The following is a 13853-nucleotide window of genomic DNA, read 5'->3' on the forward strand; positions in this document are numbered from 1 at the left end:
GTGCGGGGTTGCCGGACGGGAGCCCCGCGGCCCCGCCGGGCGTGGGAAGATGCACGGGTGCCCGACCTGACCGATGCCCCCGTGCCCGCGCTCGACCCGGCGGTCGCCGACCGGCTCAAGCGCGACGAGCACGGCCTCGTCGCCGCGATCGTCCAGCAGCACGACACGGGCGAGGTCCTCATGCTCGGCTGGATGGACGACGAGGCGCTGCGCCGCACGCTCACCGAGGGCCGCGTGACGTTCTGGAGCCGGTCGCGCGAGGAGTACTGGCGCAAGGGCGACACGTCCGGGCACGTGCAGCTCGTCCGCTCCGTCGCGCTGGACTGCGACGGCGACGCCCTGCTCGTGCGCGTCCACCAGGTCGGCGCCGCGTGCCACACCGGCACCCGCACCTGCTTCGAGGCGGGCGGCGACCTGGGCGCCGTCGTCGGCCCCGACGCGCCGGCCGCCTGATCCCGCCCCTCGTCCCTGCCGCCGGCACCGACGACGCACCCAGCCCAGCAGTACACCCCGACCAGCCCCGACCAGCCCGACGATCCTCAGGAGGACCGGTGACCACGCCCACCGTCGCGCAGCCCCACCCCGCCCCGCGCCCCGCCCCCGTGGCGGGCCCGTCGGAGCAGGACCTGGCGTGGGGCGCGACGTGGCCGGGTCTCGGCACGTTCCGCGCACTGGCCGCCGACCGCCGCGTGATCCCCGTGGTGCGGCGCGTGCTGGCGGACGACGTCACCCCCGTCGGCCTGTACCGGACGCTCGCCCAGGACCGCCCGGGCACCTTCGTGCTCGAGTCGGCGGAGTCGTCCGGCGGCTGGTCGCGCTGGTCGTTCGTGGGCGTCGACTCGCGCGCCACGCTCACCGCGCGGGACGGCCGCGCCATCTGGCACGGCGACGTCCCGGCGGGCATCCCGCGCGAGGGCGACGTCGTCGACGTGCTCGGCGCGGCGCTCGAGGGGCTGCGCACGCCGCCGATCGAGGGGCTGCCCCCGCTGACCGGCGGGCTCACGGGCGCGCTCGGCTGGGACGTCGTGCGGCACTGGGAGCCGACGCTCCCCGCGAACGCCCCCGACGAGCTCGGCGTGCCGGAGGTGGCCCTGAGCCTCGCGACCGACCTCGTGGCGGTCGACCACCACACGGGCTGCGCGTGGCTCATCGCCAACGCCATCAACGGCGACGGCACGGACGAGCGGGTCGACGAGGCCCACGCCGACGCCGTCGCCCGGCTCGACGCGATGCAGGCGCGGCTCGCGACGCCCGCGCCGCCGCAGCCCACCGTGCTGCGCAGCGCGGACGAGGTGGCCGAGCCCGCCCTGGAGTTCCGCTCCACGCGCGAGGAGTTCGAGTCCGCCGTCCGCACCGGGCAGGAGGCGATCCGCGACGGCGAGGTGTTCCAGGTCGTGCTGTCCCAGCGCCTCGGCCTGGACTGCCCGGCCGCGCCGCTGGACGTGTACCGCGCGCTGCGCACCATCAACCCGAGCCCGTACATGTACTACTTCCGGCTCACCGGCCCCGACGGGCGCGAGTTCTCGGTCGTCGGCTCCAGCCCCGAGACGCTGGTGAAGGTGACCGACGGGCACGTGACCACGTACCCGATCGCCGGGTCGCGCCCGCGCGGGGCGACCGTCGAGGAGGACGTGGCGCTCGGCGAGGAGCTGCTCGCCGACCCCAAGGAGCGCGCCGAGCACCTCATGCTCGTCGACCTGTCGCGCAACGACCTCGTCAAGGTCTGCGAGCCGACGTCGGTCGAGGTGGTCGAGTTCATGGCCACCCGACGGTTCAGCCACATCATGCACCTGTGCTCCACCGTCGTCGGACGGCTGCGGGCGGGCGCGACGGCGCTCGACACCCTGCGCGCGACGTTCCCCGCAGGCACCCTCTCGGGGGCGCCCAAGCCGCGGGCCATCGCGCTGATCGACGAGCTGGAGCCCGCCTCCCGCGGGATCTACGGCGGCACCGTGGGCTACTTCGACTTCGGCGGCAACATGGACATGGCCATCGCGATCCGCACCGCGTGCATCCGCGACGGCCGGGCGTGGGTGCAGGCCGGCGGCGGCATCGTCGCCGACTCGGTGCCCGCGCTCGAGTACGAGGAGTCGCGCAACAAGGCCGCCGCGGCGGTACGCGCGGTGCAGCTGGCCGCACGGTTCCGGGCGCTCTGAGCGCGGCACGGACCAGCACGACGGACGGACAGGCAGACATGGACGACGCAGCACGCACCACGCACGAGAGCCGCGGCGCTCGCCCGCCGGGTCGCGGGCCGCTGCGCGCACGGTCGCGGGCGGTGTGGTCGGTGGTGGCGGTCGGCGGGCTCACGCTCGCGACGGCCTCGCCGACCTGGGTGAGCACGACGGTGTCGACGGCCCTCGAGCCCACGGTCGACGTCGCGGTCACCGGCACGACGGCGGCGCCGGCGGTCGGCGCGGCCGCGCTCGTCGTGGTGGCGGGCGGCGTCGCCCTCGCCATCGCGGGCCGCGTGGCGCGCTGGGTCGCGCTGGTCGTGGTCGCGCTCGCGGGCGCCCTGGCCACCGCCTCGGCCGCGGCCGTGCTGCTCGACCCGCTCCCCGCCGCGACGTCGGGCGCGTCGGCGACCGCCGGCGTGACGGACCTCACGTCGCCCGTCGCCGTCGCCGTGTGGCCCTGGCTGACCGCGGTGCTCGGCGTCGCGGCCGTGCTCGTCGCGGCGCTGGCGGCGGCCGGCGCCCCCGCGTGGGGAGCCACCTCCGGGCGTCACGAGCGCGCCGACGCCGAACCAGGCGCGGACGGCACGGACCCCCGCACCGGGCCGGCGCCGTCGGGGGACGACCCCGACGGGCCTGGTCAGCACGACCCCCACGACGCGTGGGACGCGCTCTCCCGGGGAACGGACCCGTCCGCGGACCGCTAGGCTGGACCGCGCACCACGTCACGAAAGGGCATCACATTCCAATGACCGACAACCGCAACGCCGAGGTCGCCTACCTGCCCCCGGCCGTCCCGCCCACGAACCACGGCCACACGACCGCCGCGTGGACGGCGATGATCGGCATCATGCTGGGCGTGGCCGTCGGCGCCGTCGGGATGCTGCCCCCGGTCCCGGACGCGGTGGTCTGGGTCGGCGCCGTGATCGTGGCCGCCTCGCTCGTGCTCGGCCTCGTGCTGCGCAACATGGGCCTCGGCCAGCCCAAGGACGGCGTGACGCAGCGCCGGGCCTCCTCCGGCCACTGAGCCCTCCCGGCGACGGCTGCGACCGCCGGCCGGCGCGACGACGGCGCGCTCCCGACGAGGGGGCGCGCCGTCGTCGTCTCACGCTCGGAGACGTGTCCGGGCCGGTCCGCGGACGGGCCTACGATGGCAGGCGGACGTCGGTGCGGCGTCAGGGGACGGGGAGGCAGACCATGACGGTCCTGGAGGACATCGTCGCGGGGGTCCGTGAGGACCTCGCGGTACGCCAGGCGCGGACGTCGCTCGACGAGCTCAAGGAGCGCGCGGCCCGCGTGCCGGGCGCGCTCGAGTGCTGCGGCCGGCTGCTCTCGGAGGATCGCGTCGCCGTGATCGCCGAGGTGAAGCGGTCGAGCCCCAGCAAGGGCGACCTCGCGCCGATCTCCGACCCGGCCGCCCTGGCCGAGGAGTACGCCAGCGGCGGGGCCAGCGCGATCTCGGTGCTCACGGAGCAGCGGCGGTTCGGCGGCTCGCTCGCCGACCTGGACGCCGTCCGCGCACGGGTGGACGTGCCGGTGCTGCGCAAGGACTTCGTCGTCACGCCGTACCAGGTGTGGGAGGCCCGGGCCCACGGGGCCGACCTCGTGCTGCTCATCGTCGCGGCCCTGGAGCAGACCGTGCTGACGTCCCTGATCGAGCGGGTGCACTCGCTCGGCATGACGGCGCTGGTCGAGGCCCACACCGACGACGAGGTGCGTCGCGCCCTCGACGCGGGCGCGCGCGTGGTGGGCGTGAACGCCCGCGACCTCAAGACGCTCGAGGTGGACCGCACGACCTTCGCGCGCCTCGCCCCGCTCATCCCCGACGACGTCGTCCGCGTCGCCGAGTCCGGCGTCCGCGGCCCGCACGACGTCCTCGACTACGCCCGGTCCGGCGCGCACGCCGTGCTGGTCGGCGAGGCGCTCGTGACCGACGGGGCCCCGCGCCGGTCGGTGGCCGACCTGGTCGCGGCCGGGCAGCACCCCGCGCTCTGGTCGGTCCGGCCGGCGGCCCAGCCGTAACCACCGCAGCACGTCACACGACCACGGCACAACACCACACGGCACACCATCCCGACGCGTCCTGGACGGCGGGCGGCGGAGGCCCGGGCGACCGGTACCCTCTGACGACCCCTCGTGCAGTCCGCCGAGCGGTGCCGACGAGAGACGGAGGACCCGTGCCCGACCAGCCCGTACGGGAGGCCCTGACCGAGACCCTGGCGCACCAGGTGCTCGGGCGGCTCGCGGACGTCGAAGGCCCGTACTTCGGCGAGTTCGGCGGCCGCTTCGTGCCCGAGGCCCTCATCGCCGCGCTCGACGAGCTCGAGACCGAGTACCGCAAGGCCCTCGGCGACCCGGCGTTCACCGACGAGCTGGCGCGCCTGCACCGCGAGTACACGGGTCGCCCGTCGCCGCTCACCGAGGTGCCGCGGTTCGCGGAGCACTGCGGGGGCGCGGAGGCCGGCCACCGGGTGTTCCTCAAGCGCGAGGACCTCAACCACACCGGTTCGCACAAGATCAACAACGTCCTCGGCCAGGCGCTCCTGGTGAAGCGCATGGGCAAGACCCGCGTGATCGCCGAGACCGGCGCCGGTCAGCACGGCGTCGCCACGGCGACCGCGGCCGCCCTGCTCGACCTCGAGTGCGTCGTCTACATGGGCGAGGAGGACACGCAGCGCCAGGCCCTGAACGTCGCCCGGATGCGGCTGCTCGGTGCCGAGGTCGTGCCCGTGACCATCGGCTCGCGCACCCTCAAGGACGCCATCAACGAGGCGCTGCGCGACTGGGTCGCGAACGTCGAGAGCACGCACTACCTGCTCGGCACCGTCACGGGCCCGCACCCGTTCCCCGAGATGGTGCGCGAGTTCCACCGCATCATCGGCGAGGAGGCGCGCGAGCAGATCCTCGAGCGCACCGGCCGGCTGCCGGACGCCGTCGCGGCGTGCGTGGGCGGCGGGTCCAACGCGCTCGGCATCTTCAACGCCTTCCTCGACGACGAGGGCGTCTCCCTGCACGGCTTCGAGGCCGGGGGAGAGGGCATCGAGTCGGGCCGCCACGCGGCCCGCTTCTCCGGCGGGGCCCCGGGCGTGCTGCACGGCGCCCGGTCCTACCTGCTGCAGGACGACGACGGCCAGACGCTGCCGAGCCACTCCGTCTCGGCGGGGCTGGACTACCCGAGCGTCGGGCCCGCGCACTCCTGGCTGCACGACCTCGGGCGGGCCACCTACGAGCCCGTGACGGACGACGAGGCCATGGAGGCGTTCCGCCTCCTGTGCCGCACCGAGGGGATCATCCCCGCGATCGAGTCCGCGCACGCGCTCGCCGGCGCCCTGCGCCTGGGGCGCGAGGCCGCGGAGGCCGGGCGGACCGGCCAGGTGATCCTGGTGAACCTGTCGGGTCGCGGCGACAAGGACGTGGCCACCGCGGCGCGGTGGTTCGGGCTCCTCGACGAGGACCAGACGGACGCCACGCCGGAGGGGGACCAGTGAGCACCACGACCGACAACTCGCCCGCGGCGATGTCCACCACCGGCGCACGCCTCGACGCCCTCCGGGCCGAGGGCCGTGCAGCCCTGGTCGGCTACCTGCCCGCCGGGTTCCCCGACGTCGAGCGCTCGACCGAGGCCGTCCTCGCGGCCGTGGACGCGGGCGCCGACGTCGTCGAGATCGGCGTGCCGTACACCGATCCGGTGATGGACGGCCCGGTGATCCAGCGCGCCGCGGAGGCTGCGCTCGCCGCCGGCACCCGGGTCCGCGACGTGCTGCGCGTCGTCGAGGCCGTCGCCGAGCACTCCGGCGGGCGCGTGCCCGCCCTCGTGATGACGTACTGGAACCCGGTGCTGCGGTACGGGGTGGACGCGTTCGCGCGCGACCTCGCCGCCGCCGGAGGAGCCGGCCTCATCACCCCCGACCTCATCCCCGACGAGGGGGGCGACTGGATCGCGGCGTCGCAGGAGCACGGCCTCGACCGCGTCTTCCTCGTCGCGCCGAGCTCCACGCCCGAGCGGCTGGCGCTCACGGCCCGCGCGTCGCGCGGCTTCGTCTACGCGGCGTCCACCATGGGTGTGACCGGCACCCGCGACCAGGTCGGCGACCGGGCCGAGCAGCTCGTCGCCGACACCCGCGCGGCGGGCGCCGACCACGTGTGCGTCGGGCTCGGCGTCTCGTCGGGCGCCCAGGCCGCCGAGGTGGGCCGGTTCGCCGACGGCGTCATCGTCGGCTCCGCGCTCGTGCGCCCACTGCTGGCCGACCGTCCCTGGTCCGACCGGCTCGACGCGCTGCGGGCGACCGTGGCGGACCTCGCCGACGGCGTGCGCCGTGCCCGCGGGGGGCCGGGGGCGGGCACGTGAGCGTGACGCTCCTGGCGTCTGCCGCGTCGGTGCAGGCGGCGATCCCTAGCCCGTCGCAGCACACGTGGTACCTCGGCCCCGTACCGGTCCGCGCCTACGCGCTGGCCATCCTGGCCGGCATCGCCGTCGCGATCTGGATCACCACCAGGCGCTGGGTCGCCCGGGGCGGGGACCCGGACGACGTCCTGGACATCGCCTTCTGGGCGGTGCCGTTCGGCATCGTCGGCGGCAGGCTGTACCACGTGATCAGCACGCCCGAGCCGTACTGGGGCGAGGGCGGCGACCCCGTGCGCGCCCTGTACGTCTGGGAGGGCGGTCTCGGGATCTGGGGTGCGGTGGCGCTCGGCGCCGTCGGCGCCTGGATCGGCTGCCGCCGCAAGGGGGTGCGCCTGAGCTCGTTCGCGGACGCGCTGGCCCCCGGCCTGCTCGTCGCGCAGGCGGTGGGGCGCCTGGGCAACTGGTTCAACCAGGAGCTGTTCGGGGCGCCCACGACGCTGCCCTGGGGGCTCGAGGTCTCCCCGGGGGTGATCGAGCGGCTCAACGCGGACACCGGCACGGCGTTCGCGGCGGGCACCCTGTTCCACCCCACGTTCCTGTACGAGCTGCTCTGGAACCTCGGGGCGGCCGCGCTTCTCGTCTGGCTCGACCGCCGGTACAGGCTCGGTCATGGGCGGGTATTCTGGGCCTACGTCGCGCTCTACACTCTGGGCAGGGTGTGGATCGAGATGCTCCGCATCGACACCGCCGAGCACGTGCTCGGGCTGCGTCTGAACGTGTGGACGTCGATCGTCGTGGGCCTGGGTGCCCTCGTCGCCTTCGTCGTCATCGGCAGGCGCCACCCGGAACGTGAGGACGGGGTGGAGCTGCCCGGCCGCAGCCGCGACCGGCAGGACACCGAGCAGGCCACCGAGCCTGACACCGAGTCCGACACTGAGCTTGACACCATGAGCACCGCGCACGCCGGGGCCGCCGCAGGCGCCTCCGGCCGGGACGACGGCCGCGACAGCGGCGGCGGACCGCACCGTGCGGACGCGGGAGGTCCCGGTCCCGACCAGGGACCGGCCGACCGCGCCTGAGGCGACTCCCACCGGGACACCACCCGGGCGGGGCCGCCTATGTTTCCGACGGGCCGACGATGTCCCGACCACCTTTGAGCATGACGCGCCCGCGTGCGGGCGTGCAGGAGGACGGTGTTGATGACCACGCCGCAGCATCGGGTCGCGCGGCCCTCGGCCCAGGGCCTCTACGACCCCGCGTCCGAGCACGACGCGTGCGGTGTCGCGTTCGTCGCGACCCTGCGCGGGACGCCCGGCCGCGACATCGTGGACGCGGGCCTGACCGCCCTGTTGAACCTCGACCACCGCGGAGCGGTCGGCGCGGAGGAGAACAGCGGGGACGGGGCCGGGATCCTCACGCAGATCCCGGACGCCTTCGTCCGTGACGTCGTCGCCGCCGAGCTCCCGCCCGCCGGGCACTACGCGATCGGCATGGCGTTCCTGCCCCAGGCCGTCGCGGAGGCCGACGCGGCCGCGCGCCGGTTCGAGGCGATCGCCGCGGAGGAGAAGCTCGACGTCCTCGCCTGGCGCGACGTGCCGGTCACGGCCGACCTCGTCGGGCCGACGGCGCGCGCCTCGATGCCCCTGTTCCGGCAGGTCGTCGTGGCGGACCCGTCGCGCGAGCTGTCGGGGCTCGAGCTCGACCGTCGCACCTACCGCCTGCGCAAGCGCGCGCAGAACGAGCTCGACCTGTTCCTCGCCTCGCTGTCGAGCCGCACCCTGACGTACAAGGGCATGCTCACGACGGCGCAGCTCGAGCCGTTCTTCCCGGACCTGAGCGACCCGCGCTACGCGTCGGAGATCGCGCTGGTCCACTCGCGGTTCTCCACGAACACCTTCCCGTCGTGGCCGCTGGCGCAGCCGTTCCGGCTCGTGGCGCACAACGGCGAGATCAACACGGTGCGCGGCAACCGCAACTGGATGGCCGCCCGCGAGAGCACCATGGCCAGCGAGGTGCTCGGCGACCTGACGCCGCTGCTGCCCGTGTGCACGGAGGGGTCGAGCGACTCGGCCAGCTTCGACGAGGTGCTGGAGCTGCTGCACCTGTCCGGCCGCTCGCTGCCGCACGCCGTGCTGATGATGATCCCGGAGGCGTGGGAGAACCACGCCGAGATGGACCCGGCCCGGCGGGCGTTCTACCAGTACCACGCGAACCTCATGGAGCCGTGGGACGGGCCCGCCTGCCTCACGTTCACCGACGGCACCCTCATCGGCGCGGTCCTCGACCGCAACGGCCTGCGGCCGGGCCGCTACTGGGTCACGGAGGACGGCCTCGTCGTGCTCGCGTCGGAGGCCGGTGTCCTGGACCTCGACCCCGCGACGATCGTGCGCAAGGGGCGCCTCGAGCCGGGGCGCATGTTCCTCGTCGACACGGCGCAGGGACGGATCGTGGAGGACGACGAGCTCAAGTCGCAGCTCGCCGCCCAGCGGCCGTACGGCGAGTGGATCGCCGGCAACACGATCACCCTGGACTCGCTGCCGGAGCGCGAGCACGTCGCGCACTCGCCCGCGTCCGTCCAGCGGCGGCAGCGCGCCTTCGGGTACACCACCGAGGAGCTGAAGATCCTCCTCGCGCCGATGGCCGACACCGCCGCGGAGGCGCTCGGGGCCATGGGCTCGGACACGCCGATCGCCGTCCTGTCGAGCCGGCCGCGGCTGCTGTTCGACTACTTCACGCAGATGTTCGCCCAGGTGACGAACCCGCCGCTGGACTCGATCCGTGAGCAGCTCGTCACCGCGATCGACAGCACGATCGGCCCGGAGCCGAACCTCCTGGAGGAGGTCGCGAGCCACGCCCGCAAGCTCGACCTGCCGTTCCCGGTGCTCGACAACGACGAGCTCGCCAAGATCGTGCGCATCGACCGCGACCCGCGGCTGGAGGGCGAGTTCCGCGCCGGCATCGTGCGCGGCCTCTACGAGGTGTCCGGCGGCGGCAAGGCGCTGCAGGCCCGGCTCGAGGAGATCTTCGCCCAGGTCGACGCCGACATCGCGGCGGGCGTGACGCACGTCGTGCTGTCCGACCGCGACTCCGACTCGGAGCTCGCGCCGATCCCGTCGCTGCTGCTGACCAGCGCCGTGCACCACCACCTCCTGCGGCAGGGCACGCGCACCCGGATCTCGCTGGTCGTGGAGGCCGGCGACGTGCGCGAGGTGCACCACGTCGCGCTCCTCATCGGCTACGGCGCGGCCGCGGTGAACCCGTACCTCGCCATGGAGACGGTGGAGGACCTCGCGCTGCGCGGCTACCTCGCCGTCACGCCGGAGGCGGCCGTCGCCAACCTCATCACCGCGCTCGGCAAGGGCGTGCTCAAGGTGATGAGCAAGATGGGCATCTCCACGATCATGTCCTACCGCGGCGCGCAGATCTTCGAGGCCGTCGGGCTCTCGCACGAGCTGGTCGAGGACTACTTCACCGGCACGACGAGCCGCCTGGCCGGCATCGGCCTGGACGTCATCGCGGCCGAGGTCGCGGCGCGGCACGCGGAGGCGTACCCGGCGTCGGGCAACCACGCGGCCCACCAGCGGCTGACCAGTGGCGGCGAGTACCAGTGGCGCCGGGACGGGGAGGAGCACCTCTTCGACCCCGAGACCGTCTTCCGGCTGCAGCACGCCACCCGCACCGGGCGGATGGACATCTTCCGCCAGTACACGCGTCGCGTGGACGAGCAGTCCCGTCGGCTCATGACGCTCCGCGGCCTGTTGCGCTTCACCCCGGACCGCGAGCCGGTGCCGATCGACGAGGTCGAGCCGGTCGAGGAGATCGTCAAGCGGTTCAACACCGGCGCGATGTCGTACGGGTCGATCTCCGCGGAGGCGCACGAGACGCTCGCGATCGCGATGAACCGCCTCGGCGGCCGGTCCAACACCGGCGAGGGCGGCGAGGACCCGGAGCGCCTGTACGACCCGGAGCGCCGCTCGCGGGTCAAGCAGATCGCGTCCGGCCGGTTCGGCGTGACGAGCGAGTACCTCACGAACGCCGACGACATCCAGATCAAGCTCGCCCAGGGCGCCAAGCCGGGCGAGGGCGGCCAGCTGCCCGGGCCCAAGGTGTACCCGTGGGTCGCCAAGACCCGGCACTCGACGCCCGGCGTGGGCCTCATCTCGCCGCCGCCGCACCACGACATCTACTCGATCGAGGACCTCGCGCAGCTCATCCACGACGCCAAGAACGCCAACCCGGCGGCGCGCGTGCACGTCAAGCTCGTCTCCGAGTTCGGCGTCGGCACCGTGGCGACGGGCGTGTCCAAGGCGCACGCGGACGTGGTGCTCATCTCCGGGCACGACGGCGGCACGGGCGCGAGCCCGCTGACGTCGCTCAAGCACGCGGGCACGCCCTGGGAGATCGGCCTCGCCGAGACCCAGCAGACGCTCGTGCTCAACAACCTGCGCGACCGCATCGTCGTGCAGGTGGACGGGCAGATGAAGACCGGTCGCGACGTCGTCGTGGCGGCGCTGCTCGGGGCCGAGGAGTTCGGCTTCGCCACGGCGCCGATGGTCGTCTCGGGCTGCGTCATGATGCGGGTCTGCCACCTGGACACCTGCCCGGTGGGCGTGGCCACGCAGAATCCGGAGCTGCGCAAGCGGTTCACGGGCAAGCCGGAGTTCGTCGTGAACTTCTTCGAGTTCATCGCGCAGGAGGTGCGCGAGCACCTCGCCTCGCTCGGCTTCCGCTCGATCGAGGAGGCCGTCGGGCACGTCGAGGCCCTCGACACGCGCAAGGCCGTCGACCACTGGAAGGCGCAGGGCCTGGACCTCGCGCCGGTGCTCGCCGCGCCCGAGGCGGCGCCGGGCACCACGCTGCACCAGGTGGCCACCCAGGACCACGGCCTGGCCAAGGCGCTGGACAACCAGCTGATCGAGAAGGCGCGCCCCGCCCTCGAGGACGCGCTCCCCGTACGGATCGAGGCGCCGGTCCGCAACGTCAACCGCACGGTCGGCACGATGCTCGGCCACGAGGTGACCAAGCGGTACCGCGGTGCCGGGCTGCCCGACGACACGATCGACGTGACCCTCACGGGCTCCGCCGGCCAGTCGCTCGGGGCGTTCCTGCCGCGCGGCGTCACGCTGCGCCTGTACGGCGACGCCAACGACTACGTCGGCAAGGGTCTGTCGGGCGGCCGGATCGTCGTGCGCCCCGACCGGTCGGCGGTGCTCGAGGGCGCCGCGAACGTCGTGGCGGGCAACGTCATCGGCTACGGCGCGACGTCGGGCGAGATCCTGCTCCGGGGCCGCGTGGGCGAGCGCTTCGCCGTGCGCAACTCCGGCGCGACGCTGGTGACCGAGGGCGTGGGCGACCACGGCTGCGAGTACATGACCGGCGGGACGGTGCTGGTGCTCGGCCCCACGGGCCGCAACTTCGGCGCCGGCATGTCGGGCGGCGTGGCGTACGTGCTCAACCTGCGCGACGTCGCGATGAACATCCAGGCGGTGAAGAGCGGCGAGCTCGAGGTGGGTGCGCTGGACGACGCCGACTGGGACCGCGTGCGCGGTCTGCTGGAACGGCACCTGGCGGAGACCGGCTCGCCCGTGGCGGCCGAGCTCCTCGAGGACGACGGCGCCCGGGCCCGCTTCTCGCGGGTCCTGCCCGCGGGCTGGGCCCGCGTGCGCGCCGCGCTGGCCGACGCCGAGGCCGCCGGGAAGACGCTGGGCGAGGGCGACGACTTCGACCCGGCGATGTGGGAGCAGATCATGGAGGTGGCGCGTGGCTGACCCCCGCGGATTCCTGAAGGTGCGGGAGCGCGAGCTCCCGCCGAACCGCCCCGTCGAGGTGCGGCTGCGTGACTGGAAGGACACGCACGCCCACCGCGAGGAGGGCCAGCCGTTCCTCAAGGAGCAGGCGGGCCGCTGCATGGACTGCGGCATCCCGTTCTGCCACCAGGGCTGCCCGCTGGGGAACCTCATCCCCGAGTGGAACGACCTGGTGTGGCGCGACCAGTGGGCCGACGCGATCGAGCGCCTGCACGCGACCAACAACTTCCCGGAGTTCACCGGGCGCGTCTGCCCGGCACCGTGCGAGACGAGCTGCGTGCTGGGCATCAACCAGCCCGCCGTGACGATCAAGAACGTCGAGGTCTCGATCATCGACGAGGCGTTCGAGCGCGGCCTGGTGACGCCGCAGGTGCCCCAGCGGCTCACGGGCTCGACGGTGGCCGTCGTCGGGTCGGGCCCGGCGGGCCTGGCCGCCGCCCAGCAGCTCACGCGCGCCGGCCACACGGTCGTCGTGTACGAGCGCGACGACGCGATCGGCGGGCTGCTGCGCTACGGCATCCCCGACTTCAAGCTCGAGAAGCTGCACATCGACCGGCGGCTCGAGCAGATGGAGGCCGAGGGGACCCGCTTCCGCCCGGGCGTCGCCATCGGCCGCGACATCACCTGGGACGCGCTGCGCCGCCGGTTCGACGCCGTGGTCCTGGCTACCGGCGCCACCGTGCCGCGCGAGCTCGCGATGCCCGGCCGCGACCTCGGCGGCGTGCACTTCGCGATGGACTTTCTCACCCCGGCGAACAAGGCCGCGGCGGGGAACCCCGTCGACGGCGCGCCGTCGGCCGCGGGCAAGCACGTCGTGATCATCGGCGGCGGCGACACCGGCTCGGACTGCCTCGGCACGTCGCTGCGGCAGGGCGCGGCCAGCGTCACGACCCTGGCGATCGGCAAGAAGCCGCCGCTCGAGCGGTCGGCGAGCCAGCCGTGGCCGACCGACCCGATCGTCTTCGAGGTCTCGACGTCCCACGAGGAGGGCGGGGAGCGCAGCTACCTGGCCTCGACGGTAGAGTTCGTGGGAGGCGAGGACGGGAACGTCCGGGCCCTGAAGGTCGCCGAGACCGAGTACCTGCCGGACGGCCGGCGGGTGCCCAAGGAGGGCACCGAGCGGGAGATCCCGGCGGACCTGGTCCTGATCGCGATGGGGTTCACCGGCCCGGAGACCGACGAGCTGGTGGCCCAGACCGGCGCGGAGCTCACGACGCGCGGGCTGGTGCGGCGCGGCGACGACTACGCCACCAGCCTGCCCGGCGTGTACGCGACGGGTGACGCGGGCCGCGGGCAGTCGTTGATCGTCTGGGCGATCGCCGAGGGCCGCGCGACGGCGGCCGCCGTGGACGCCTACCTGCAGGGCAGCTCCGAGCTGCCCGCGCCGGTCGGCCCGCGGACGGTCGCGCTGCGAGGATAAGAAGAACAACGACGAAGCAGTACCCGGGTGCCGTTCGGGCACCCGGGCCCCCTGCCTCTTATCCACACCTCCGAGCCCCCAAAACTGCTCCATCTCTGGGGCGGCGT

10 protein-coding genes are annotated in these 13853 nt (G+C 74.2%); all 10 read left to right on the forward strand.

What is annotated here, in order from left to right:
- The first annotated feature begins 57 nt into the window (after positions 1–57).
- The 10 genes from hisI to ACFCZN_RS06010 all read left to right on the forward strand — a co-directional run bounded on the left by hisI (position 58) and on the right by ACFCZN_RS06010 (position 13746).
- Positions 58–453, forward strand: coding sequence for a phosphoribosyl-AMP cyclohydrolase (hisI, locus tag ACFCZN_RS05965; RefSeq protein ID WP_429763376.1), 396 nt, complete (start codon positions 58–60; stop codon positions 451–453).
- A 149-nt stretch (positions 454–602) separates the two neighbouring features.
- Positions 603–2156: an anthranilate synthase component I gene (locus tag ACFCZN_RS05970; protein ID WP_430556208.1), complete on the forward strand. Its 1554-nt coding sequence runs from the start codon at positions 603–605 to the stop codon at positions 2154–2156.
- Positions 2157–2194: 38 nt separating this feature from the next.
- Positions 2195–2881 carry a Trp biosynthesis-associated membrane protein gene (locus ACFCZN_RS05975; protein WP_430556156.1) on the forward strand — a complete coding sequence of 229 codons (687 nt, stop codon included), beginning with the start codon at positions 2195–2197 and terminating at the stop codon, positions 2879–2881.
- A gap of 41 nt (positions 2882–2922) precedes the next feature.
- Positions 2923–3201 carry an HGxxPAAW family protein gene (locus tag ACFCZN_RS05980; protein ID WP_429763378.1) on the forward strand — a complete coding sequence of 93 codons (279 nt, stop codon included), beginning with the start codon at positions 2923–2925 and terminating at the stop codon, positions 3199–3201.
- 170 nt (positions 3202–3371) lie between these two features.
- Positions 3372–4196, forward strand: a complete 825-nt coding sequence (gene trpC, locus ACFCZN_RS05985; RefSeq protein WP_429763379.1) for an indole-3-glycerol phosphate synthase TrpC — start codon at positions 3372–3374, stop codon at positions 4194–4196.
- 155 nt (positions 4197–4351) lie between these two features.
- Positions 4352–5662, forward strand: a complete 1311-nt coding sequence (trpB, locus tag ACFCZN_RS05990; protein ID WP_429763380.1) for a tryptophan synthase subunit beta — start codon at positions 4352–4354, stop codon at positions 5660–5662.
- Positions 5663–5691: 29 nt separating this feature from the next.
- Positions 5692–6522, forward strand: coding sequence for a tryptophan synthase subunit alpha (gene trpA, locus ACFCZN_RS05995; protein ID WP_430556209.1), 831 nt, complete (start codon positions 5692–5694; stop codon positions 6520–6522).
- Between the two features lie 2 nt (positions 6523–6524).
- Positions 6525–7598 carry a prolipoprotein diacylglyceryl transferase gene (lgt, locus tag ACFCZN_RS06000; protein WP_430556210.1) on the forward strand — a complete coding sequence of 358 codons (1074 nt, stop codon included), beginning with the start codon at positions 6525–6527 and terminating at the stop codon, positions 7596–7598.
- A gap of 120 nt (positions 7599–7718) precedes the next feature.
- Positions 7719–12287: a glutamate synthase large subunit gene (gene gltB, locus ACFCZN_RS06005; RefSeq protein WP_430556157.1), complete on the forward strand. Its 4569-nt coding sequence runs from the start codon at positions 7719–7721 to the stop codon at positions 12285–12287.
- Positions 12280–13746: a glutamate synthase subunit beta gene (locus ACFCZN_RS06010; protein WP_429763382.1), complete on the forward strand. Its 1467-nt coding sequence runs from the start codon at positions 12280–12282 to the stop codon at positions 13744–13746. Before gltB ends, ACFCZN_RS06010 begins: the two co-directional genes overlap by 8 nt.
- Positions 13747–13853 lie beyond the last annotated feature (107 nt).

Origin of the sequence: Isoptericola sp. NPDC056134, assembly GCF_042264825.1 — a bacterium.
Classification (GTDB): domain Bacteria; phylum Actinomycetota; class Actinomycetes; order Actinomycetales; family Cellulomonadaceae; genus Isoptericola; species Isoptericola nanjingensis.

Excerpts from the sequence above, each read along its gene's own strand:
- ACFCZN_RS05975 (WP_430556156.1), top strand. The coding sequence starts at position 2,195 with ATGGACGACGCAGCACGCACCACGCACGAGAGCCGCGGCGCTCGCCCG.
- ACFCZN_RS05980 (WP_429763378.1), top strand. The coding sequence starts at position 2,923 with ATGACCGACAACCGCAACGCCGAGGTCGCCTACCTGCCCCCGGCCGTC.
- trpC (WP_429763379.1), top strand. The coding sequence starts at position 3,372 with ATGACGGTCCTGGAGGACATCGTCGCGGGGGTCCGTGAGGACCTCGCG.
- trpA (WP_430556209.1), top strand. The coding sequence starts at position 5,692 with ATGTCCACCACCGGCGCACGCCTCGACGCCCTCCGGGCCGAGGGCCGT.
- gltB (WP_430556157.1), top strand. The coding sequence starts at position 7,719 with ATGACCACGCCGCAGCATCGGGTCGCGCGGCCCTCGGCCCAGGGCCTC.